General features: G+C 53.5%; 21 protein-coding genes. 9 read left to right on the top strand and 12 right to left on the bottom strand.

Annotation, left to right across the window (positions count from 1 at the left end; all coding sequences use genetic code 11):
* Window positions 1–139 precede the first annotated feature (139 nt).
* Window positions 140–1,327 carry a NupC/NupG family nucleoside CNT transporter gene (locus ACMHLI_RS09140; RefSeq protein WP_413529186.1) on the bottom strand — a complete coding sequence of 396 codons (1,188 nt, stop codon included), beginning with the start codon at window positions 1,325–1,327 and terminating at the stop codon, window positions 140–142.
* Between the two features lie 409 nt (window positions 1,328–1,736).
* Here ACMHLI_RS09140 and ACMHLI_RS09145 point away from each other — a divergent pair, with 409 nt between their 5' ends.
* Complete coding sequence (locus tag ACMHLI_RS09145) at window positions 1,737–2,966, top strand: Nramp family divalent metal transporter (protein WP_413529187.1); 1,230 nt, start codon at window positions 1,737–1,739, stop codon at window positions 2,964–2,966.
* Between the two features lie 71 nt (window positions 2,967–3,037).
* Here the strand turns inward: ACMHLI_RS09145 and ACMHLI_RS09150 are convergent, their stop codons facing one another.
* A complete protein-coding gene (locus ACMHLI_RS09150) occupies window positions 3,038–3,463 on the bottom strand; it encodes a DUF2502 domain-containing protein (RefSeq protein WP_413529188.1) in 426 nt (141 codons plus the stop codon).
* Between the two features lie 158 nt (window positions 3,464–3,621).
* Complete coding sequence (mgrA, locus tag ACMHLI_RS09155; RefSeq protein ID WP_413529189.1) at window positions 3,622–4,611, bottom strand: L-glyceraldehyde 3-phosphate reductase; 990 nt, start codon at window positions 4,609–4,611, stop codon at window positions 3,622–3,624.
* Window positions 4,612–4,931: 320 nt separating this feature from the next.
* On the opposite strand from mgrA, the gene ACMHLI_RS09160 reads away from it, so the two are divergent.
* Window positions 4,932–6,590: an alpha-keto acid decarboxylase family protein gene (locus tag ACMHLI_RS09160; RefSeq protein WP_413529190.1), complete on the top strand. Its 1,659-nt coding sequence runs from the start codon at window positions 4,932–4,934 to the stop codon at window positions 6,588–6,590.
* Here the strand turns inward: ACMHLI_RS09160 and ACMHLI_RS09165 are convergent.
* Window positions 6,579–7,466, bottom strand: coding sequence for a LysR family transcriptional regulator (locus ACMHLI_RS09165; RefSeq protein ID WP_413529191.1), 888 nt, complete (start codon window positions 7,464–7,466; stop codon window positions 6,579–6,581). The two genes, ACMHLI_RS09160 and ACMHLI_RS09165, sit on opposite strands and share 12 nt — an antisense overlap.
* Window positions 7,467–7,597: 131 nt before the next feature.
* Between ACMHLI_RS09165 and ACMHLI_RS09170 the strand changes: the two genes are divergently transcribed.
* Together ACMHLI_RS09170 and ACMHLI_RS09175 are read left to right on the top strand one after the other, a co-directional pair.
* Window positions 7,598–8,071, top strand: coding sequence for a multidrug/biocide efflux PACE transporter (locus ACMHLI_RS09170; protein WP_413529192.1), 474 nt, complete (start codon window positions 7,598–7,600; stop codon window positions 8,069–8,071).
* 102 nt (window positions 8,072–8,173) lie between these two features.
* A complete protein-coding gene (locus ACMHLI_RS09175; RefSeq protein WP_413529193.1) occupies window positions 8,174–8,875 on the top strand; it encodes an aspartate/glutamate racemase family protein in 702 nt (233 codons plus the stop codon).
* Window positions 8,876–8,878: 3 nt separating this feature from the next.
* Here the strand turns inward: ACMHLI_RS09175 and ACMHLI_RS09180 are convergent, their stop codons facing one another.
* Entirely contained in the window at window positions 8,879–10,144 is a 1,266-nt protein-coding gene (locus ACMHLI_RS09180) for an ion channel protein (RefSeq protein WP_413529194.1), read from the bottom strand.
* 327 nt (window positions 10,145–10,471) lie between these two features.
* Here ACMHLI_RS09180 and glk point away from each other — a divergent pair, with 327 nt between their 5' ends.
* Window positions 10,472–11,437 carry a glucokinase gene (glk, locus tag ACMHLI_RS09185; protein ID WP_413529195.1) on the top strand — a complete coding sequence of 322 codons (966 nt, stop codon included), beginning with the start codon at window positions 10,472–10,474 and terminating at the stop codon, window positions 11,435–11,437.
* A 36-nt stretch (window positions 11,438–11,473) separates the two neighbouring features.
* Here the strand turns inward: glk and ACMHLI_RS09190 are convergent, their stop codons facing one another.
* Both ACMHLI_RS09190 and ACMHLI_RS09195 read right to left on the bottom strand, forming a co-directional pair.
* Window positions 11,474–12,229: a LytR/AlgR family response regulator transcription factor gene (locus ACMHLI_RS09190; RefSeq protein ID WP_413529196.1), complete on the bottom strand. Its 756-nt coding sequence runs from the start codon at window positions 12,227–12,229 to the stop codon at window positions 11,474–11,476.
* A 74-nt stretch (window positions 12,230–12,303) separates the two neighbouring features.
* A complete protein-coding gene (locus ACMHLI_RS09195; protein ID WP_413529197.1) occupies window positions 12,304–14,022 on the bottom strand; it encodes a LytS/YhcK type 5TM receptor domain-containing protein in 1,719 nt (572 codons plus the stop codon).
* 157 nt (window positions 14,023–14,179) lie between these two features.
* Here ACMHLI_RS09195 and ACMHLI_RS09200 point away from each other — a divergent pair, with 157 nt between their 5' ends.
* The 3 genes from ACMHLI_RS09200 to ACMHLI_RS09210 all read left to right on the top strand — a co-directional run bounded on the left by ACMHLI_RS09200 (window position 14,180) and on the right by ACMHLI_RS09210 (window position 16,746).
* Window positions 14,180–14,716 carry a GNAT family N-acetyltransferase gene (locus ACMHLI_RS09200; protein WP_413529198.1) on the top strand — a complete coding sequence of 179 codons (537 nt, stop codon included), beginning with the start codon at window positions 14,180–14,182 and terminating at the stop codon, window positions 14,714–14,716.
* A 120-nt stretch (window positions 14,717–14,836) separates the two neighbouring features.
* Complete coding sequence (alaC, locus tag ACMHLI_RS09205) at window positions 14,837–16,096, top strand: alanine transaminase (RefSeq protein WP_413529199.1); 1,260 nt, start codon at window positions 14,837–14,839, stop codon at window positions 16,094–16,096.
* Window positions 16,097–16,227: 131 nt separating this feature from the next.
* A complete protein-coding gene (locus ACMHLI_RS09210) occupies window positions 16,228–16,746 on the top strand; it encodes a cytochrome b (RefSeq protein WP_413529200.1) in 519 nt (172 codons plus the stop codon).
* Between the two features lie 48 nt (window positions 16,747–16,794).
* On the opposite strand, the gene ACMHLI_RS09215 is transcribed toward ACMHLI_RS09210, so the two are convergent.
* Window positions 16,795–18,600, bottom strand: coding sequence for a DUF4153 domain-containing protein (locus ACMHLI_RS09215; RefSeq protein ID WP_413529201.1), 1,806 nt, complete (start codon window positions 18,598–18,600; stop codon window positions 16,795–16,797).
* 185 nt (window positions 18,601–18,785) lie between these two features.
* Here ACMHLI_RS09215 and ACMHLI_RS09220 point away from each other — a divergent pair, with 185 nt between their 5' ends.
* The gene (locus tag ACMHLI_RS09220; RefSeq protein ID WP_413529202.1) at window positions 18,786–19,244 is read left to right on the top strand and encodes a nuclear transport factor 2 family protein; all 459 of its coding nucleotides are present in this window, start codon (window positions 18,786–18,788) and stop codon (window positions 19,242–19,244) included.
* A gap of 59 nt (window positions 19,245–19,303) precedes the next feature.
* Here ACMHLI_RS09220 and csgG read toward each other — a convergent pair whose 3' ends face one another.
* The 4 genes from csgG to csgD all read right to left on the bottom strand — a co-directional run bounded on the left by csgG (window position 19,304) and on the right by csgD (window position 21,713).
* Entirely contained in the window at window positions 19,304–20,137 is an 834-nt protein-coding gene (gene csgG, locus ACMHLI_RS09225; RefSeq protein WP_413529203.1) for a curli production assembly/transport protein CsgG, read from the bottom strand.
* A gap of 72 nt (window positions 20,138–20,209) precedes the next feature.
* On the bottom strand, window positions 20,210–20,602 hold the full coding sequence (csgF, locus tag ACMHLI_RS09230) for a curli production assembly/transport protein CsgF (RefSeq protein WP_413529525.1): 393 nt from the start codon (window positions 20,600–20,602) through the stop codon (window positions 20,210–20,212).
* A gap of 60 nt (window positions 20,603–20,662) precedes the next feature.
* Entirely contained in the window at window positions 20,663–21,058 is a 396-nt protein-coding gene (gene csgE, locus ACMHLI_RS09235) for a curli production assembly/transport protein CsgE (protein WP_413529204.1), read from the bottom strand.
* A gap of 4 nt (window positions 21,059–21,062) precedes the next feature.
* Complete coding sequence (gene csgD, locus ACMHLI_RS09240) at window positions 21,063–21,713, bottom strand: biofilm master transcriptional regulator CsgD (RefSeq protein ID WP_413529205.1); 651 nt, start codon at window positions 21,711–21,713, stop codon at window positions 21,063–21,065.
* Window positions 21,714–21,768: the final 55 nt, after the last annotated feature.

Genomic DNA, 21,768 nt, shown 5'->3' on the forward strand with positions numbered 1-21,768 from the left:
ATTAAAGAAACCCGCTTCGGCGGGTTTTTTGCTTTCTGCATTTCCCTACTTTTGCGTGCTTTACTCCCGGTATTTCCCCCATTGCAGGCATAAAAAAAGGCGCCGAAGCGCCTTTCTTGTCGTTCTGTCGTTCGCTTACTTACGCCAGTACCAGACCCGCGATAGAAGCAGACAACACGCTCACCAGCGTTGAGCCGTACAGCAGTTTCAGGCCGAAGCGTGAAACCACGTTGCCCTGATGTTCGTTCAGGCCTTTGATAGCCCCTGCCACGATACCAATCGAGGAGAAGTTAGCGAAGGACACCAGGAACACGGACAGGATACCGACGCTGCGTGGTGACAACTCTGTAGCAACTTTCTGCAAATCCAGCATCGCAACGAATTCGTTGGAAACCAGTTTGGTTGCCATCATGCTGCCGACCTGCAAGGCTTCGTGGCTAGGAACGCCCATCATCCATGCAAACGGATAGAAGACATAACCCAGCACACCCTGGAAGGTGATACCGAATACCACGTCGAACAGCGCATTCAGGCAGGAAATCAGTGCGATGAAACCAATCAACATGGCTGCCACAATGATAGCGACTTTGAAACCAGCGAGGATGTATTCCCCCAGCATTTCAAAGAAGCTCTGGCCCTGATGCGTGTTACCGATCTGCAGGTCTTCTTCTGAATCCACTTTATACGGGTTGATCAGTGACAGCACGATAAAGGTACTGAACATGTTGAGCACCAGCGCAGCGACAACGTAGCGCGGTTCCAGCATGGTCATGTACGCACCCACGATCGACATAGAAACTGTCGACATTGCCGTAGCGGCCATGGTGTACATACGTTTTTCAGACATTTTGCCCAGAATATCTTTATACGCGATAAAGTTTTCTGACTGACCCAAAATCAGGGAACTGATGGCGTTGAAAGATTCCAGTTTTCCCATGCCATTAATTTTCGACAGTACCGTACCGATGATACGGATGACGAAAGGGAGTACGCGAATGTGTTGCAAAATACCGATCAGTGCAGAAATGAACACGATCGGACACAAGACTTTCAAGAAGAAGAACGCTAATCCTTTATCGCTCATGCCCCCAAATACGAAGCCGGTTCCTTCCGCAGCGAAGCCTAATAATTTCTCAAACATGTTTGAGAAGCCTTGCACAAAACCTAAACCGATAGAGGAGTTCAGGAAGAAATAGGCTAATAGGACTTCGATCACTAACAGCTGAACGATGAACCGTAAACGGATACTTTTACGGTCACGGCTCACCAGTAAAGCGAGTACTGCGACAACGGCCAACGCTAATACAAAGTGCAAAATGTTAGACATGGGTGCTCCAAATTAGAGGCAGGCTATATTTCGACGGACATTCTATGTAACGCGTACATTTAAAACGTGAAGTCGCTTGCAAATATAGAAATTGCAGACACGAATTGCAACAAATCCCATTCCACCACACAAAAAATCAAGATGTTAAGAAAAATAGGCACAGTTTGCTTTCCTGTGCTAGCTTTATCATGTGCCGTAATGCGTTCTAAATCTGGTCAAATAGCCTCTGTTTTAGGAAAGCGCGCGCGTCCGGATTGAGAAAGCCGGGCGGGCGAATAACCACACAGTTATCACGTCGTCGCTTACTGCCTATCAGAATCATCGCTCAAATTTATCTAAATGCACTTGATAATCATTATCATTTAGACGATATTTGTGTAAGCGCAATAATTGTAGGGGTTAACACTTTATGTTGAACAGCCGGACCGAATCTTCAGGCCGCGCATCCAGAAAGATGAAGCTTTCGCTGATGGGACCGGCTTTTATCGCCGCCATCGGTTATATCGATCCGGGTAACTTCGCGACAAACATCCAGGCCGGTGCCTCTTACGGCTACCAGCTGCTGTGGGTCATCGTCTGGGCCAACGTGATGGCGATGTTGATCCAGCTTCTTTCTGCCAAGCTTGGCATCGCCACCGGTAAAAACCTCGCTGAACACATTCGCGATCGCTTCCCGCGTCCCGCCGTCTGGGCTTACTGGGTGCAGGCAGAAATCATTGCGATGGCCACCGATCTGGCGGAATTTATCGGTGCGGCCATCGGCTTCAAATTACTGCTCGGCGTATCGCTTTTTCAGGGCGCAGTGCTGACCGGCATCGCCACCTTCATTATTCTTGCCCTGCAAAAGCGCGGACAAAAGCCGCTGGAACTGGTGATCGCCGGTCTTCTGCTGTTCGTGGCTGCCGCCTACATTGTCGAACTATTCTTCTCGCAGCCGAGCATGGTCGCGCTGGGTAAAGGGATGTTAATTCCGGCGCTGCCGACCAGTGATTCCGTTTATCTGGCCGCCGGTGTGCTGGGGGCGACCATTATGCCGCACGTCATCTATCTGCACTCTTCGCTGACCCAGCGCGGGGGCAAGGCGTCGAAAGCGCAACGTTATTCTGCCACCAAGCTGGATGTCGGTATCGCCATGACCATCGCCGGTTTCGTGAATCTGGCCATGATGGCGACCGCCGCTGCGGCTTTCCACTTTAGCGGGCACAGCGGTATCAGCGAGCTGGATGAGGCTTATCTGACGCTGCAACCTTTACTCGGCCACGCCGCCGCCACCACGTTTGGCCTGAGTCTGGTTGCCGCCGGGTTGTCTTCAACCGTCGTCGGAACACTGGCCGGACAGGTGGTCATGCAGGGCTTTGTGAAGTTCTATATCCCAATTTGGGTGCGTCGCGTCGTCACTATGATGCCGTCCTTTATCGTCATCCTGATGGGGCTGGACGCCACACGAATTCTGGTGATGAGCCAGGTGTTGCTGAGTTTCGGGATTGCGCTGGCGCTGTTACCGCTGCTGGCATTTACCGGCAACCGCAGCCTGATGGGCGAGATGACCAACACCAGAACCGTTCAATGGGCGGGGCGGCTTATCGTGCTGATTGTTGTCAGCCTTAACCTTTATCTGCTGATCGGGATGCTGAAATAACCGCAGCGACGGCGTAATAAAAAACGGGACAGCGCAAACTGTCCCGTTTTTTTATCTCAACTCTTCGCGGATTAATGGCGGTGATCGCCATGACCCCGGTGGTCATCATGTCCGCGATCCGGGCCACGCCCTCTGTCGTGACCATGACCCCGGTCCGGCCCGCGACCATGATTATCATAGTGCGGACGCCCGTAATAGCGCGGCGGAGGCGGACGATGATGAGAGCGGTTGTCCCACCAGCCGCGATCGCGCCAGCGGCCGCCATCCCAGTAATAGCCGCGATGGCTGCGTTCGCCGTAGTAACGCCCGCGGTGATTGTTCCACCAGCCGGCATCACGCCAGTCATACCCATCCCAGTAATAACCACGACGGTCGCGGTCACCGATATTGATTGAAAGCCCCGGAGTACTCAGGCTAAAGCTGCTGGCCTGCACAGCGGGAGCCGCAGCAGGAAGCAGTGCAAACAATAATGTACCGAACAGTAAAGGCTTAATCATAATGCCCCCAGATTCCTTATAATTTATGCTGACAGTTATAAGGCTAAGGGGCCCTCTATTCTATTGGTCGCAATCCTGTTTTGATTGATTTACGCGCCTTAACGGAATCCTTACTGAGTCTCCATAAAGGCGCATTTTTTGCTCATTTGCGTAAACGTTTACACTAAAATCGCTTCAATCGCCGCCAGTTCTTCCTGCGTGAAATGACGGTTAGCGACCATGCCAACTGCGTCATCAATCTGACTGGTTTTGCTGGCACCAATCAGTACGGAGGTCACGCGGTCGCCTCGCAGCACCCACGCCAGCGCCATCTGCGAAAGCTTCTGCCCGCGCGCCTGCGCGATGTCATTCAGCTTGCGGACTTTCGCCAGTTTTTCTTCAGTAAGCGAATCGGTAGTGAGGAATTTACTGCCGCTGGCGGCGCGTGAATCCTCAGGAATGCCGGCCAGATAACGGTCAGTCAGAACGCCACCGGCCAGAGGAGAGAAGGCGATTGAACCGACGCCGTTATCTGCCAGCGTCTCCAGCAAATCAGCCTCCACCCAGCGCTCAAACATTGAATATTTCGGCTGATGGATAAGGCATGGCGTACCGAGCTGTTTCAGGATTTCAAACGCTTCTTTGGCGCGGTCAGCCGGATAGTTGGACAGCCCGACGTACAGCGCTTTGCCCTGACGCACGATCAAATCCAGCGCGGCCATGGTTTCTTCCAGCGGTGTGTCGGGATCCGGGCGGTGATGATAGAAGATATCCACGTAGTCCAGGCCCATACGTTTCAGGCTCTGATTCAGGCTGGCGACCAGATATTTTTTGGAACCCCAGTCGCCGTAAGGGCCGTCCCACATGGTGTAACCGGCTTTTGAGGAGATGATCAGCTCGTCGCGGTACGCCAGCAAATCTTCCTGCAAAATGCGGCCAAAATGCTGCTCTGCCGAACCCGGAGGTGGCCCGTAGTTGTTGGCGAGGTCGAAGTGGGTGATCCCGTGGTCAAAAGCATGGCGGATAAGTTTGCGGCCATTCTCAAAATGCGCGTTATCGCCGAAGTTGTGCCACAGGCCGAGGGAAACGGCGGGCAGTTTCAGGCCGCTATGGCCGCAGCGACGATATTCCATCTTTTCGTAACGGTTTTGACTGGCAAGATACGGCATAAGAACCTTTCTGATTGAGGTAGAAATAATGTAAGGATGAGGTAAATGCTGTTTTAGTGTATGCGTTTTCACTCGCAATTCCAGCTACTCCGATCACAACCAGAACAATCCTTACTTTCCGTTTCCGTTGAAAAGCGGAGTTATTATCATCGTCCATTACTTTTATTGCTGAATCTGCACCGTTGCAAGATCTCAGTGCAATGCTGTAACTCTGCGTTGCCACGTCTTATTTCGGATAATAAATATCCTATTCCCTGTTTTGGCGTAATACTTAGGCTAGTGGGATTAACTGTTTGCATTCTATTTAACAGAGGATCGTCATGGATAATGTATACACCGTAGGTGACTATCTCTTAGATCGCTTGTCCTTTAGCGGTATCTCCGAACTGTTTGGCGTGCCGGGCGATTACAATCTGCAATTTCTCGACAGCGTCATCAACCATCAGCAAATTACCTGGGTTGGCTGCACCAACGAGCTCAATGCGGCCTATGGCGCGGACGGTTATGCCCGCACCAAAGGCATAGCCGCGCTGCTGACCACCTTTGGCGTCGGTGAACTCAGCGCGCTGAACGGCATTGCGGGCAGTTATGCCGAATATGTTCCGGTGATCCACATCGTGGGCGCGCCACCACTTTCTGCACAGCGTAAAGGTGAATTACTGCATCACACGCTGGGCGACGGCGATTTCAGCCATTTCATGCGCATGTCGCAGCCGGTGAGTGTGGCACTCGGCTCGCTGACCCCGGAAAATGCGCTGACCGAAATCGACCGCGTTATTGAGGAAGTGATCTACACTTCGCGTCCCGGCTATCTGTTGTTGCCGAGCGATGTCGCCGCCATGCCGGTCAGCACGCGGGCGCACGCCGTCCCTGCACGGCAACCGGCGTTTTCGGCGTCTTCGCTGGAAGCCTTCGTGGCGGCCGCCGATGCTCAACTTCGTCGTGCAGGACGCGTTGCCCTGCTGGCGGATTTTCTCGCCGACCGTTTTGGCGTGCAGGCCGCACTGGAACAGTGGATGGAAGAAGTGCCGATGGCGCACTCAACGCTGCTGATGGGCAAAGGATTATTCAACGAACAGCAGCCGAATTTTGCCGGTACATACTCCGGCGCTGCCAGCGCTGCTTCCACCCAAGAGGCGATTGAAGGCGCTGACGTGGTGATTACCGTTGGCGTTAAATTCACTGACACCATCACCGCCGGTTTCACCCAGCAACTTCCCGCCGAAAAATGTATCGATCTCCAGCCGTTTTCCGCCCGCGTCGGTAATCAGATCTTCCATCACCTGCCGGTCGCCAAAACCGTCAGCGTGCTGCACCGGCTGACGGCTGAACTGGCCTCCCTGTGGCCGCCGTATGCCGTGAAGCGCATGACGCTTCCTCAACCGGCGGATGGCACGCTCGATCAGCATGCCTTCTGGCAACAGATTCAGGCCTTCCTCCGGCCCGGCGACGTGCTGGTAGCCGAGCAGGGCACATCCTGTTTCGGCGCGGCGGCGCTGACGCTGCCACAGGATTGCCAGTTTGTCGTCCAGCCATTGTGGGGGTCGATCGGTTTTACGCTGCCTGCCGCGTTTGGCGTGCAGATTGCGGTGCCGGATCGCCGTGTGGTGTTGCTTATCGGCGATGGCTCGGCGCAGCTGACGCTTCAGGGCTTAGGCGCAGCGATCCGCTACGGACTGCCGCCGGTGATTTTCGTGATCAACAATGAAGGCTATACGGTAGAAAGGGCGATCCACGGTGAGACGCAGCGCTACAACGACATCGCGCAGTGGAACTGGACGCAGTTTCCGGCGGCGTTCGGCGGTAAAACCGTATTCAGCGCGCGGGCAGATTCCCCGCAGGCGCTGAAAGCGGCAATTGAACAGGCCAGCGCCGAACGGCGGATGGCGTGGATTGAGGTGATCTTGCCGAAAATGGACATTCCTGAGTTGCTCGATTCTGTCACCAAATCGCTGGCGAAGCGTAACTCAGGGCAGTAAGTCCGCATCCGGCGACGGCGGGTCAGTCAGCTGGTCGATGAACCAGCTTCCCGCCGGTCCGGGCTGATTATTCTTGCTCCAGACCGCATCCACCGAAATTTTTTTGGGCCAGCCGCGAAGTGGAAGGGCGATCAGCTTGTCATGCCCGAACTGCTGCACCAGCCAGTGGGGTAACGTCGCCCATCCAAATCCTTGTTCCGCCATTTCCAGCAGCATCAGATAGCTCGGTGCAGACCAGATCTGTCCCTGTGCGCGCGGCATTTCCCGGCGGCTGTAAGGTTGCAGACACAGTTCGCGGAAGGTGTGTAACTGCTCGGGTTGCAGCTGCGGGATCTTTGCCAGCGGATGGTTTTTGCTGCAAAAAATAGACATATCCGTCTGCTCCGGCAGTCGCGCCACACCGATGTCCGGCGGATAGCTCTTCTGAACTTCCACCATGCCGATATGGGCGCGGCCCGACTGCAACAGATCAATGACGTCCTGGTCTTCCGCTATCTGGCACTCAAATTCGATATCGGGATAACGCCGTTCGAACCGGCGCAGCAGCGCTTCGTGATGGGTGGGCTGATACGTATCTGAAAGGACAAACGTCAGGCGCGTTTCCACCTGGGTGGATAACCGCACCGCCAGTTCGTCGAGGCGTTCACTGGCGGCAAGGATCGCCTGAACGTGGCTCAGCACGCGCTGTCCGGCGGGTGTCAGCACCGGATGGCGGCTTTGGCGGTCGAACAACGTCACGCCTAAATCGACTTCCAGATTAGCGATGGCGGTACTGACGGTGGACTGGCTTTTGCGCAACTTTCTGGCGGCGGCGGAAAAGGATCCGGCGTCGGCGGCTTCCACAAAGGCCATCAGGGCTTCCGGCGAATAACGCATGATCAGTCTCCTAAATATTGAAGTATCTATTTTATCGATACTTACTATCTTTTATCTATCTCATTTTATGATGATACTGCCTGCCTGTGACAACCGTCACCCATTAACATTCAGGAATCAGGCAGGTTTTTATGTCTAAGCAAACACGGAACATTTCTCAGAAAACCTACGGCGAGCGCATTTTTCATGCGGTGGGCTTCGAAACGCTGGCCGTGCTGATCTCAGCCCCGGCGGCAGCCTGGTTGTTAAATAAACCGGTCTGGGAAATGGGCGCGCTGGCCATCATGTTGTCGACCACGGCGATGGTGTGGAACATCGTCTACAACACCATTTTTGACCGGTTCTGGCCTGTATCGCGCGTGGTGCGGACGTTTAAAATCCGTGTGGCTCACGCCCTGGGCTTTGAAGGCGGCTTTATCCTTATCGGTCTGCCGATTGCCGCGCTGTGGCTGGGTATCAGCCTGCTGGACGCATTCATGCTGGAAATCGGGTTCTTCCTGTTCTTCCTGCCGTACACCGTGGCGTACAACTGGATCTACGACACCCTGCGTCATCGCTGGATAAGCCGTCGTCAGACAATGCAGGATTGCCCGGCGAAGCATTGATCGGCGCAGTGATGTCATACCGAAAAGCCCGCAGACATTTCCTTTGTTTGCGGGCTTTTTGTCGGTTATGGTTTTGCACATCACACACATTCAGGGGCGAACATGAAGACCTTAGGGCTGATTGGCGGCATGAGCTGGGAATCCACCGTGCCGTATTACCGTATGATCAACGAACACGTAAAGCAGCAGCTCGGCGGCTTACACTCAGCCAAACTGTTTCTCTACAGCGTCGATTTCTATGAAATTGAAAAACTGCAAATGGCCGGAGACTGGCAGCAGGCGGGCGAACTCCTCGGTAATGCAGCCAATGCGCTGGCCCGCGCCGGGGCAGAAGTGATTGTGGTCTGTACCAACACCATGCATAAAGTGGCGGAAGATATCGAACGCATCGGCGGCCTGCCGTTACTGCATATCGCTGATGCGACGGCAGAAAAAATTAAAGGGCAGGGGCTGCGAAAAATCGGCCTGCTTGGCACCCGTTTCACCATGGAACAGGATTTCTATCGCGGGCGTTTGCAGGATATTCATCAGATTGAGGTCGTGACGCCGGATGAAGCCGACCGCGCAATTGTCCACCGGATCATCTACGAAGAGTTGTGTCTGGGGATCATTAATGACGCGTCACGGGAAGAGTACCGGCGGATCATTGGCAAACTGGAACAGCAGGGCGTTGAAGGTATTATTCTCGGGTGTACTGAAATCACCCTGCTGGTCGGTGTCGCAGACGCCAGCGTGCCGGTCTTCGACACCACCGCCATTCATGCGCTGGCGGCGGCGGAGTTCTCTCTCAACGACGGTACTTAAATATTACGACTCAGGATCTGGCGGCTGGCGGCGCAACTGCTGTTTTGCCACCAGCATCAGCGGTTTCCCTGCCAGCATCAGCCAGGCTGGCAGCATCACGATGCACAGCAGCGGCAGTAATTTCAGCCCCGGCACCACGGCGGCGGCCATAAACAAACTGAGCCAGCCGTCGCGCGTGACCACCAGCACCATGCCCATCACAGCGCAGGAAACCGTCACCGCCGCCGGCACATCTGGCGCGTATTGATGCAGCATCAGGCCGAGCGAGACGCCGACAAACACCGCCGGGAAGATGCGCCCGCCGCGAAAACCACAGGCCGCCGCGACCACTAAGGCCGCAAGTTTGGTCAGGGTGATCGCCAGCAGCGGCCCCATCTCAAACAGCTGGTTGGAGTGCGCCAGTTCCTTCATTTCATCCAGCCCTTTGAACAGCGTGATTTCCCCGCCAATCAGCGCCAGCAGGCCGAGCACAAACCCGCCGATACCCAGTCTCAGCACCGGATTATGGATGCTGTTGAATAGCCGGTGAAGGTGCGGGAACAGCCAGACGGCGATCATCCCCAGCGCGACGGCGATCAGCACCACAACGGAACCGCTGAAAATGTCGATGAGACGGGAACTGTCATATGCGGGAATGCTCAGGGAGAAATCAGGTTCGAAGAACTGATCGGTGGTGATCGCCCCTGCGCCTGCCGCGACCAGCGGTGCGAAAAGACGATCCCACAGCGGCACGTCTTTATTGGTGCCGAGCGATTGCGAGAATATCAGCGCTGCGGCAACCGGTGTGCCAAACAGCGCACCGATGGTGCCCGCTGCTGCCAGAATCACCCAGTCGGTGGTCGGCACTTTCGGCATAAACCGCGCGCCAAAGGCTGCGGCCAGCGCGATATTGATCACCGTAATCGGATATTCAGGGCCGAGGCTGACACCGCCCGCTAAACCGAGCATCAGCGCCAGTGCCAGACCGGGTAAGGCATTCACCGTGACTGGCGCGCCAATCAGCGATTCCGCCGCTGGATCCGGCCCGGCGTGTCCTGGCATATACTTAATCAGCGCGCCAACGCCGATCCCGGTCATTGTCAGCATGAACAACGTCCAGCTGGCAGACTGCGTATTCAGGTGCAGTACGGCGGGAATGTGCTGCCACAGCAAAGTTTGCAGCGCTCCGGCAATCATCATGACCGCCACCAGAATCAGGCTCGATAACACGCCGATAATGAGAGCAGGCAGGGCAAAAGCCAGCATGATTCTGGCGCGGGGATGAAACATGCAAATATTTCCTTATAGTTATACTTATCTGATAGTTCCGATGAATCTAAGCGCGGTCGGGTTGCGGATCTTCGACATTATTTTGCGTGACATGCCGCATAAATGTACGTTGGTTCAAAACTGCGTTGCAGCGTATAGCAAATACGGCTATTTTGCCCACACGATTATGTAAGCACTTTTACCTTGTATAGCCTTGTTAGCAGGCTTTAGCCAGTCGCAATCATTGATGAATACCGCTTACATCGTGACGTCTGGCAGCGTACTCTCTGGCCCAGCCGTTTTGACGCGGGTGCGCAGTATAACTACATTATTTTCGTGGAGAATAACATGACCAAATACTCCCTGGTGGGCGATGTCGGGGGCACTAACTGCCGTCTGGCGCTTTGCGCTTTAGACAGCGGCGAAATTTCACAGTCACAAACCTTTTCCGGGCTGGATTACGATAGCCTCGAAGCGGCAGTGCGTGAGTATCTCTCGCAGCAGCATCAGGAGGTTGAGGATGCGTGTATTGCTATTGCCTGTCCGATCACCGGTGACTGGGTGGCGATGACCAACCATACGTGGGCGTTCTCCATTGCCGAAATGAAAAAAAGCCTCGGCCTGCAGCATCTGGAAGTCATCAACGACTTCACCGCCGTTTCCATGGCAATCCCGATGTTGAAAGAACAAGATTTGTTGCAGTTTGGCGGTAAGAAAGCGGTGGATGGCAAACCGTCGGTCATCTACGGCGCAGGCACCGGTCTTGGCGTCGCGCACCTGATCCATGCCGATAAAAAATGGCTGAGCCTGCCGGGCGAAGGCGGTCATGTGGATTTCGCGCCAAACAGTGAAGAAGAAGATATCATCCTCGAGCAACTGCGTACTGAAATGGGACACGTTTCTGCCGAGCGTATTCTCTCTGGTCCGGGATTGGTGAATCTGTATCGTGCAATTGTGAAATCCGATAACCGCATCCCCGAGAACTTCAAACCCAAAGACGTGACTGAGCTGGCGCTGTCAGATGAAAACGTCGACTGCCGCCGCGCCCTGTCGCTGTTCTGTGTGATCATGGGACGTTTTGGTGGCAATCTGGCGCTGAACATGGGCACGTTCGGTGGTGTGTACATCGCGGGTGGCATCGTTCCGCGCTTCCTCGAATTCTTCAAAGCGTCAGGTTTCCGCGCTGCGTTTGAAGATAAAGGCCGCTTCAAAGATTACCTGATGGATATTCCGGTGTTCCTGATCACCCACGATCAGCCTGGACTGCTAGGCTCAGGAGCATATCTGAGGCAGTCGATGGGTATGACCATCTGATTTTATTTCCTCCCCTGAGAAGGGGAGGAAATCCTATTAAAAACGCATTAATTGCCTGAACTCTTTCACTTTGCTGCGGCTCACCGGCACTTCAAAATCCAGATCGCTTAACCGCAAAATGTACGTGTTGTTAAACCACGGCACGATCTCGCGGATCTTTGACAAATTCACACAATACGACCGGTGGCAGCGGAAAAAATGCTCTTCCGGCAGGCGGTTGCACAACTCTGTAATATTCATCGGCATGGTGAATTCTTCTTTGCGGGTATATACCTGCGTCACCTTTTCCTGCGCGGCGGCGTAATAAATATCGTTGATGTCAGTGACGATAATGCGTTCGTCTTTAATCAGATTGATACTGTGACTCATGCGGGTGGCGCTGCCCTGAGCCGGCTGAACGTCTTCCGGCTTATTCACGCTCTGCTTATCGCGCGCAAAATGCGATTCCAGCTTTTGCAGCATGGTTACAATGCGCGACTCGTGATACGGCTTGAGAATGTAATCGAACGCCTCGATTTCAAAGGCTTCGGCAGCGTGTTCTTTGTAGGCGGTGATAAACACGATGTAAGGCTTATGGGCGAATTTACTGATGTTCTGCGCCAGTAGTACGCCGTCGAGAGAAGGTATGCTGATATCAAGAAAAATCGCATCTACTTCATGCGTTTGCAGATATTTGAGCACGTCCAGCCCGTCGTCAAACGTGGCTTCAATTTTGATGCTGCTGTGCGTATTGATGAGGTAACTTAGCTCTTCCTGAGCCAGCACTTCATCTTCGACGATAATAGCGTTCATGGAATTATCCCCCGTGCGAACGCCCGAAAAGCGGACGTCAGTAAAATGTGTAAAGAGTTCTTCCCTCGACGGGGTCAGGCTATATCGCTCTCGAGGGCTGCCGTGACTTTTGCCGGGGATTGGGTTATCAGAAACGAAATATCGGTGCCTGGTTCCAGACGGCGGATCACCAGCCCCTGACCATACAGTAAAGAGACGCGGTGATGCACATTCAGCAGTCCAATTTTAATGCCCGGCATTTCATTACGCGCCACGCGGTCAATGGTTTCCTGATTAATCCCGTGGCCGGTGTCTTTCACAGAAACCCAGATCCCCTTTGCATGGTGCTTGACTGAAATCACCACCACGCCTTTGCCGCTGCATTTTTGAATGCCGTGCACGATGGCATTTTCCACCAACGGCTGGATCAGCAGGCTGGGAATTTTCACCGAAATATCATCATCAATATCGTAGATAACCGTCAGTTTGCTGCCAAAACGCGCCTGTTCGATGGCGATGTAATCCTGCACCTGATGCAGTTCCTTGCGCAGGTCGATCAGCTCGTCGTTCAGCTCCAGATTGTAACGCAAATAACGGGAGAGATTGATCACCAGCTGGCGTGCGACGTCAGGTTTGGCACGGATCGATGAGGAAATCGCATTCAGTGCATTAAACAGGAAGTGCGGATTGATTTTGCTCTGCAACGCGCGCATTTCAGCTTTGTTCGCCATTTCGCGCAGCTGTTCGGTGCGGGACACTTCCATCTGCGTCGACATAATCTGCGACAGCCCGATCGCCATGACTTTCAGTGAATAGGTGATGCGGTGCGGGTCGCAATAATAGATTTTCAGCGAACCGGTCACTTCCCCTTTTTCCCACAGCGGAATGATAATTAGTGAGTGGATTTGCGGCGTGCGGTCCATTTCGTCGTTATTTCTGACCGTGATTTCGCCGCTTTCCAGCGTGGCTTTGGTCATGTCACTCAGCGTTTCATGGCCGATATTGTATTCTTCCGCGCCCACCCCGACGTACGCCAGAATGTTTTTATTGTCGGTGATCGCTACGGCATCGGCGTCGATATCATCGCGGATAATGCGGCAGATGCTGGCTAACGAGTTGGCGTTGATATCGCGGCCTCCTATATTACGAAAATAGGGCAGCGTTTTATTGGCGATATCCAGCGCCAGCCTTGCCTGCCGGGCGGCAATCACCTCTTTTTCATCCTCGACGCTTTGTACCAGCAGTACGATTAGCCCGATAGAACTGGCACCGAGGATCAGCGGTGCGGCGATGTTCATCACGATATCCAGCCCGAGTGAAAAAGGGCGTGCCATCAGCAGAATGAGGACCATAGTCAGCGTTTCGCACAACATTCCGGCGAGGATCCCCACCTTCCAGTGCAGCGCTTTTTTGACTTTCTTATTGATGTAGCCTGAGAGAAACCCAGCGGTAATGCTGGTGATCAGACAAGGAATGGAGGTCGGGCCGTGAATGTCGATCAGAAATCGGTGCGTACCGGAAATCACGCCGGTGATAATGCCGACCCACGGACCGAAGAGGATCCCGCCGGACATAATGGCGATGGTTCGCACGTTAATCAGCGATCCTTCGACGTTGATACCTGAGAGCGTACCGAAAATGGCAAACAGCGAGAAAATTGCCGTGACCGCCGCCAGCTCAAGCGCAGTGTGGTTTTCGTTTTCTTTGTGCAGCAGTTTGCGAAACAGCGGGGTACGCGTGAGGAAGAACAGGCAGATCAGCATCAGCGCTGCGCGGTCAAAGACCGCCAGCAGCATATCGAACATGTGTTGCATGGCAGGTTCTCTGCGCGACATTGTATAATCACGCTAAATTAATTCGTGGTTTATTATAAGTAAAAGGCCCGCGATTAACCACCGGACAGACCCTCCGTAGTCTGTGATGGCACGATAAAATCAGGGACAGTGATCAGACTGCAAGGGAGTTTTCGACATGATTTCGTTATCCACCTCAAGGCTGGTGATGCAGCCGCTTCAGGCCGACGACTGGGCTTTTTTCCTGCGGTTGTATCAGACCCCTGACGTCATGCGTTTTATCGGTAATCTCGAAACCCCTGCGCAGATCCACAGCCGGTTTGAGCAGCGTCTGGGTAACTGGGATCGCTACTGTGATTTCTGGCTATGCTTACTGATCCGCGAAAAAGAGACCGGTGCTGCTGTGGGGCTGACCGGATTCTTCCCCGACTGGCGACCCTATCAGCAGGCGGAGGTGGGGTTTATTCTGGCACCTGAACATCAGGGCAAAGGCTATGCGGTGGAATCCCTGCGTGAAGTGCTGAATTTCGCCTTCGATCACTGCGATTTTCACCGCTTACAGGCCAACGTGCTGGAAGGCAATCACGCCTCGCGCCGCGTGCTGGAGAAATGTGGTTTCCAGATGGAGGGGCTGTTGCGTGACAGCTACCGCATCGGGGAAGAGTGGAAGAACGACTGGCTACTGGGGCTGCTGAAAAGCGATCCGCGCCCTTAGTTAAAAAAATGTTGCTCACTCTCTCGACAGTTTTTTGCGACTGCGATATGTTCGTGGAAGGCCGCAAAGCGGCCAGCGTCGCTCGGACGGTCCGGGCGCTTACGTATCCTCGAGGAATTTATGGCTGACTCACGTTCACCACGTCGTTTTTCACGCATTGATCGTCTTCCCCCTTATGTGTTCAACATCACCGCTGAGCTGAAAATGGCTGCACGCCATCGCGGCGAAGACATCATCGATTTTAGTATGGGTAACCCCGACGGCCCGACGCCGCCGCACATCGTTGAAAAACTGGTGCAGGTTGCCCAACGTGAAGATACTCACGGTTATTCGACCTCACGCGGTATCCCGCGTCTGCGTCGCGCCATCTCCCGCTGGTATGCGGATCGCTATCAGGTGGAGATTGATCCCGAAAGCGAAGCCATCGTTACCATCGGTTCGAAAGAAGGTCTGGCGCATCTGATGCTGGCCACGCTGGATCACGGTGACACCGTGCTGGTGCCAAACCCAAGTTATCCCATCCACATCTATGGTGCGGTGATAGCCGGTGCGCAAGTGCGCTCTGTGCCACTGGCCGAGGGGGTGGATTTCTTCGCTGAGCTGGAAAAAGCCATTCGCGAAACCATCCCGCGCCCGAAAATGATGATCCTTGGTTTCCCGTCTAACCCGACGGCGCAGTGCGTGGAACTTGATTTCTTCGAACGCGTCGTTGCGCTGGCGAAACAGTACGACGTGCTGGTGATCCACGATCTGGCGTATGCCGACATCGTCTATGACGGCTGGAAAGCACCGTCGATCATGCAGGTGCCTGGCGCAAAAGATATCGCGGTGGAATTCTTTACGTTATCGAAAAGCTACAACATGGCGGGCTGGCGCATCGGCTTTATGGTGGGTAACCCTGAGCTGGTCAGCGCGCTGGCACGTATCAAGAGTTATCATGATTACGGCACCTTTACGCCGTTGCAGGTCGCCGCGATTGCCGCGCTGGAAGGCGATCAGCAGTGTGTGAAAGATATCGCCGAGCAGTACCGTCAGCGTCGTAACGTCCTGGTACGCGGTCTGCACGAAGCGGGCTGGATGGTGGAAAACCCGAAAGCATCGATGTATGTCTGGGCGAAAATCCCGCCGGCGTATGCTCACTTAGGTTCACTGGAATTCGCCAAACGTCTGCTGGCAGAGGCCAAAGTCTGCGTGTCACCGGGCATCGGTTTTGGTGATTATGGCGATACCCACGTGCGTTTCGCGCTGATCGAAAATCAGGACAGGATCCGTCAGGCGATTCGCGGCATCAAAGCAATGTTCCGCGCAGACGGTTTGCTGCCGCCGAAGAAAACCGCCGGAGAATCTCCCCTGGAACAGGATCCGGCAGCCCATCCGTAAGCTACCCCTTCTGCACTAAACCGGGCTGGTCCCGGTTTTTTATCTTTTGTTTTCATAAAGTCTGCATCTTTCCGCCCTATACTCACTCCGATACCCCTGTATTTATTGTGTTCACTGCCCAGGAAATGACTATGAAAACCCGTTATTCGCTGTCTCAGATAAGCCTGCACTGGGCGACGTTGCTGATGATTATCCTGACCTACGCCGCGATGCTTACCCGCGATTATTTCCCGGAAGATAATCAGCCGCTGGTAAAGCTGCTGCACTTCAATTTTGGGATTTGCGTCTGGCTGCTGATGTTTGCGCGTATTTTTCTGCGCACCCGCCACGCCACGCCTCCGGTTACGCCACCGTTGCCGCGCTGGCAAAATGCCGCTTCGCACGCCGTTCATGGCATTTTATATCTGCTGTTTTTGTCTTTACCGGTGCTGGGCGTGCTGACGCTGGAGTTTGGCGGAAGAGAGTGGTTTTTACTGGGCTGGCAGGTGCCGCAGTTTGTGACGCCGGATCCCGATACGCGCAGTGCGGTGAAAGCAACGCATGAGTTTCTGGCGAACTGCGGTTATTACCTGATTGGCTTACACGCGCTGGCGGCGATTTATCATCATTACGTTCGTAAAGACGATACGCTGTTACGCATGACGCCTTAATTTTGATAAACCGGCAGGCGGGTGCCTGCCGGTGTATAACATAAAGAATTACTCGTTTTCGCTGCTGTAATGGATCACCCGACGTTTTCCCTGAATCTGCACATCCGCCCATCTGCGCTGGACCGGTTTCACTTCACCGTTGCGCAGAGCCTGAATCAGCCCGTTTTTATCCTTATCATCATAAAGATACAGCTCGCCGGCTTGCTGCCATTTGCCTGCCTGTTTGGCGTAAATACGGCAGTTGATGGAAACGGTATTGAGCGTATTACACAGGAAAATTTCTTTCTGTTTGTCATTATTGAGCTCGAGCGTATTCAGGATGCATGCGCCCTGCAGGCCAAGACAATCGCGCAACGTGCTGCTGTATTTCTCCAGCTCCGGCAGGCTGTTCCACCAGGCATCCTCGGGTGAAACCGAGCCTTTCGCCAGCTGAAACATTTTCTTCGCGTTTTCCGGACGATAATTTTTTGCCGCCTGAGCGGCATCTTCCACGCCGTAAGATCCCCAGCGCGACGTCTGAGAAATCGTATTTTTCAATATTGCCATCAGGCGTGGATCGGTCATAAACGCCTGGTTTTGCTGTAAATTTTTCAGCGCCTCATTTCCACGACGACCGGTGTCAAAGCGCAGCATGCGCAGATCGAGATCTTTCGCCTGGGTTTTTCCTTCGTCTAGACGGGCAATCTGATTATTCACACTGATGCGATAAGGATCGAGCAGCGGGCTGTTTACGGCGATCAGCAGCAGCACTACCAGCAGCGAAAGCGGTTTGTTGAACTGCGTAATGTGCGGCAACCACTCGGGGCGTTTATCGATAACCGACAGGCTGTAACAAACCGAGGCCGCCAGCGTCACACCGATGGTCAGTACCGCCCACATGCGCTGCGGCGTCCAGCCGTACTGCGCGATGCGCAGCCCGGTCGCGTACATCGCCAGCGCGGTATACACCGGCAGCAGCAGAATAGCGGCATTGACCATCAGGCGTATGATGCGCGGATAAGGCTTCATCGGACTGTCCGTTTCCCGCACCACGTTGACCAGTATCAGAATGCTCATCGCCATCACTGTCAGCAGACTGGCGGCTGACCAGGCCGTCGACAGGGCGCTCAGGCCGGTAAACGGTAGAGTGCAAAGGAAGATCAGTGCAACGAACGCCACCAGCGGCAGCAGACATTTCAGGATAAGGCGGATGATATTTTTAGTGACATTCATCAGCGACGGCTGTGTGCGACAGGTGACAATACTAATCCCGAGCAATACACCGTAAAGCAGCCACATAAACAGCGGCGTGTTGAAGAATAGCTCGTGGAAATAGTCAATGCCGATCAGCCGGAACAACGCGCTGCACAGAGCCAGCACGCCCACGGTCAGCTGCATCAGCAGCAGGGTGAACATCAGGCACAGCGTGTTTTGCGAGTAGCAGGCGGCCAGATTGGCATAGCGGTAGCGCGTCTCCGACGGGAAAGACTGCACCTGCAACCACGGCAGCACAAAATAGATAAGCAGGATCAGTGAAAGATAGAAAGGCAGGAGCAGCGAGTCCGCCGGCGTTGCCGTGCTGTTACTTTGAACCCATGCCGACATGCCCGCCAGCAGCAGCGTGAGCACTGCGATACAGCCCCAAAAACGACGATCATTCAGTCGCACCACCGATAAAGAAACCAGCACCGGTAATGTAAATGCCATCGTCTGGCCGTAAATATTATGGCTAAGGGATTCGAGCGCGGGTGATGCGTGGTACGAAAGGAAGAAATACAGCAACAGCCCCTGGAGTACACAAATCGCGAGGATCAATGCGCGGGCGGCAGAGGGAACAGGTGGCATAACGCTACCTGCGCGGGTGAACTGAGACATCCGTGACTCTCCAAGATGTAAGGGCAAGTAAATTAAAAAGTGCTGCCAGTGTAATGGGTTCCGCGAAGGAGTGCAGAAAACTCTTTAATCTGGCCCGGCTGTCATTTTGTGACCCAGGCTGCATAACTGGCAAATTCAGCGACAGTCACTAGGCTTGAGGCTGGGGGAGAGAATTCGAGGTGAAAATGACAGAACAACAATTGAAAGATAAACGTATCGACGTTGTGAAGAATTTTTACGCCAAACTGGATCAGGCAGATGCTTCCTTATTAGATCTTTTTGCGGAAGACGTGCAGCTGTTCTTTCCTAAGTTTGGCACCGCTCAGGGCAAATCCTCACTGGGAGAGTTAGGTAAGCGTTTCGCGCTGGAGATCGACAAAATTCAGCACATTCAAGATGAGTTCCGGTTTGTCTGTGATGGCGATACCCTCGTGCTGGAAGGCCAGATGCGCGGGGTGATGCAAAACGGCGATCGCTGGCCGACGTCACAAACCGGCAGTCATCATTTTTGTACGGTGTTTGAGTTTGACGCGTTACTGATTAAACGGGTGAGTATTTATCTCGATCCTGATTTCAATCTTGAGGACAAAAAACGCGTCAATAATTACCGGCAGGTGGTGAAAACGGAGGAAAATAAAGCCTGACGTTAAAAAAGAAAGATAGCCGCCTCAACCAGCGGCTATCTTTCGCCAACTGCCTCTCATCAGGATTCGGCAGGGACAATAGTGTTCTTGTAGCGTTGCAGAATCGGTGAATTGATCTCTGAAGGATTCTGCAACTGCCACAGATTGCGATCGATGCCGTCATTGACCAGATAAATGACCCCGGATTCAATGGCTGACATCAGGCAAAGCATCACCGGCTCGTTGGTGGTATAGCCCAGTTCGCCTTCAAGCAGACGCTGATAGTCGATAAAGCGGAACACCCCGGCCTGCACTTCATATGACAATATCGTCTTACTGGTATTCACTGACGACAGAACTTCCCCGGTATTGACGTCGACAGCGCGCAGGTTCACGGCTATCTGGTCCAACTGGTATTGGGTGCTGGCGCCGATCCCGAAGTAACGCGCGCCAATTCCCCCTGATTTCACATTACTTTCATAACCGATGATTGAGCCTTCAATCAAAATGTTCGCTGCCACCAGCGAAGAGAGCGGTCGCTGGTTGTTGATGGCGACGCTGCCATTTTCCTGCGCAGCGCGGATAATCTTGCGTTCGTTGAGCAAGTTTTGCAGCCCCTGACGTTCCAGCGGGATAAACCATTTCGAATCTTTTAGCGCGGAGACCAGCATCGCCGTGGCGCTCTGCGGCACAGCCGTCGAGAAGTTACTCGCCGGATACGGTTTAAACTGCCCGGTTTCATCCTGAATGTTATACACAGAGACAAAGATCCGGCCTTGCGGGGCAGGGAGATGTGTCAGGTCGGTGTAGCTGGGCGCACGCGGTAATAATGTCGGTCTTGCGGCTTCTTTAGGTGCTGCTGTGAGGCACCCGCTCAACACAAAAACTGCGATGAGTAATAAATAATTGCGCATGATCTGATTCCCATTTTTCCCTTCTTATTTCGATTTCATATCGAATTATTTTGGGGATTTTGTTCTTCGGTATTAGTTCGTCGTAGAAGACAAACCCTGAACCTGAATGGTGGATACCTTGCCGGTCTGGCGATCGGTGACATTCATCACCAGCTGCCCGTCGGTATTCTGGATATCGACTATAAAGTCCTGCGTCACCAGCCGCCCCGGTTTGCCCTGATTGATGTTGCCCATCAGGCTGCCCAGCAGTTGCGACTGAATCGATGCCGTGAAGTTATCCAGCGCCGAGGTGCCTGATGACCCAAAGTCATAGCTGTCAGGGTCTTTATACGAGTTCTGCGCCTGCGCCTCGTTGAGTAAAAACGAGCCGTTATTCGGGTTACCGCCAAAATTCGGATTCACAAACTGGAATACCATATTGCCGCCCCAGGAAAGTGGGGACGCCGTCAGCAACGCCAGCAGCATCACCGAGCGGGGGACTGAAACTGGAATATTCACGATGCTCTCCTTACAAGAGGCTGTGCATTAAAATTCATCATGGGCAAGATCCCCGGTGCCAAGTAACGCCTTGTCTAACTGGCGACGTGAAAGCGCCTCGGTGACGCCATCTATGGCGGTGTTGACGTCCTGATTAAAATTGCGACGGTTTGGGAACAACAGCGTCTGATAGAGCGTGTCCTGGCCTATTTTGATGCTGATCCAGCTGCCCCAGCGCGCGCTGGGTCTTTCGGAAATAGTGATGGTTTCCGGGTAGTTGCGATCCCACTTATCGGTAAAACCGCGATAAAAATCATGGCCGACCGAGGTTACCGTGTGGTCAGTAATCAGGCCGGGGTCTTTCACATCTGCTGCCTGAACATGCAGGCAGGAGGCGCAGAGCAGCGCCAGCCACAGCCAGAAGGTCTTCCTGCAAAGTGTCATGATGTCAGCGCTTGAGATTGTCGTTGGCCCAGGACGCCGCCTGAGTGCGGTTTTTAACCGAGATTTTTCTAAATAAATTATAGAGATGCGTCTTCACGGTGTTTTCACTGATAAACAGCAACCGGGCGATTTCAGTGTTCGAGGCGCCGACGCGTAATTTATTAAGGATCTCTTTTTCACGATGGGTCAGTCCTGTGTCCTCAGAATGCAGGTGGCGAAAGGCACCGGACTGGTTGATCAGATAGCTGGCGAAGCCCTGCGAGAAGTAGCACTCTCCGCGGATCACGCTTTTAATTCCTTCCACCAGATTGTTTTCATCGGTCGAGAGATAAAATACTGCGCTTATCCGGGGCCAGGTTTCAATTTCCCGAAAATGATATTCGTCAGGCGTGTTTAATAATAATAACTTCACGCTATCGTTATAATGATGTAATGCTGATTGCCAGTGATCAATCGTGCGACGATCGGCTTCCATCATATCGAAGAGAATTAATGTCTGATGAAGATATTGATCCTCTAAGGATTTATGAATGTTGTGAAGTCGCGTGTTGACACAAAGTTGCTGTTTCAATTGTTGCAATAAAGCACTGGCCTGTAATGACGGTTTTGTCACTAATAAAAGGATATTATTATTGATCGCCGCTTCATTAAGCATAATCAAACCCTGCCCTGATTTTTATCGCCACGGCCTGCTGCCATCCGTTATAGGG

This window comes from Rahnella inusitata (assembly GCF_965118895.1).
GTDB classification, from domain to species: Bacteria; Pseudomonadota; Gammaproteobacteria; order Enterobacterales; family Enterobacteriaceae; genus Rahnella; species Rahnella inusitata_A.

Coding starts and splice junctions, on each gene's coding strand:
- ACMHLI_RS09215 (WP_413529201.1), bottom strand. CDS start 18,600: ATGTCTCAGTTCACCCGCGCAGGTAGCGTTATGCCACCTGTTCCCTCT.
- ACMHLI_RS09145 (WP_413529187.1), top strand. CDS start 1,737: ATGTTGAACAGCCGGACCGAATCTTCAGGCCGCGCATCCAGAAAGATG.
- csgG (WP_413529203.1), bottom strand. CDS start 20,137: ATGCGCAATTATTTATTACTCATCGCAGTTTTTGTGTTGAGCGGGTGC.
- mgrA (WP_413529189.1), bottom strand. CDS start 4,611: ATGCCGTATCTTGCCAGTCAAAACCGTTACGAAAAGATGGAATATCGT.
- ACMHLI_RS09160 (WP_413529190.1), top strand. CDS start 4,932: ATGGATAATGTATACACCGTAGGTGACTATCTCTTAGATCGCTTGTCC.
- glk (WP_413529195.1), top strand. CDS start 10,472: ATGACCAAATACTCCCTGGTGGGCGATGTCGGGGGCACTAACTGCCGT.
- ACMHLI_RS09175 (WP_413529193.1), top strand. CDS start 8,174: ATGAAGACCTTAGGGCTGATTGGCGGCATGAGCTGGGAATCCACCGTG.
- ACMHLI_RS09200 (WP_413529198.1), top strand. CDS start 14,180: ATGATTTCGTTATCCACCTCAAGGCTGGTGATGCAGCCGCTTCAGGCC.
- ACMHLI_RS09190 (WP_413529196.1), bottom strand. CDS start 12,229: ATGAACGCTATTATCGTCGAAGATGAAGTGCTGGCTCAGGAAGAGCTA.
- csgF (WP_413529525.1), bottom strand. CDS start 20,602: ATGCTGCTGGCGTTGCTGACGGCGTCCCCACTTTCCTGGGGCGGCAAT.
- ACMHLI_RS09195 (WP_413529197.1), bottom strand. CDS start 14,022: ATGCAACACATGTTCGATATGCTGCTGGCGGTCTTTGACCGCGCAGCG.
- alaC (WP_413529199.1), top strand. CDS start 14,837: ATGGCTGACTCACGTTCACCACGTCGTTTTTCACGCATTGATCGTCTT.
- ACMHLI_RS09165 (WP_413529191.1), bottom strand. CDS start 7,466: ATGCGTTATTCGCCGGAAGCCCTGATGGCCTTTGTGGAAGCCGCCGAC.
- csgD (WP_413529205.1), bottom strand. CDS start 21,713: ATGCTTAATGAAGCGGCGATCAATAATAATATCCTTTTATTAGTGACA.
- ACMHLI_RS09170 (WP_413529192.1), top strand. CDS start 7,598: ATGTCTAAGCAAACACGGAACATTTCTCAGAAAACCTACGGCGAGCGC.
- csgE (WP_413529204.1), bottom strand. CDS start 21,058: ATGACACTTTGCAGGAAGACCTTCTGGCTGTGGCTGGCGCTGCTCTGC.
- ACMHLI_RS09180 (WP_413529194.1), bottom strand. CDS start 10,144: ATGTTTCATCCCCGCGCCAGAATCATGCTGGCTTTTGCCCTGCCTGCT.
- ACMHLI_RS09150 (WP_413529188.1), bottom strand. CDS start 3,463: ATGATTAAGCCTTTACTGTTCGGTACATTATTGTTTGCACTGCTTCCT.
- ACMHLI_RS09210 (WP_413529200.1), top strand. CDS start 16,228: ATGAAAACCCGTTATTCGCTGTCTCAGATAAGCCTGCACTGGGCGACG.
- ACMHLI_RS09220 (WP_413529202.1), top strand. CDS start 18,786: ATGACAGAACAACAATTGAAAGATAAACGTATCGACGTTGTGAAGAAT.
- ACMHLI_RS09140 (WP_413529186.1), bottom strand. CDS start 1,327: ATGTCTAACATTTTGCACTTTGTATTAGCGTTGGCCGTTGTCGCAGTA.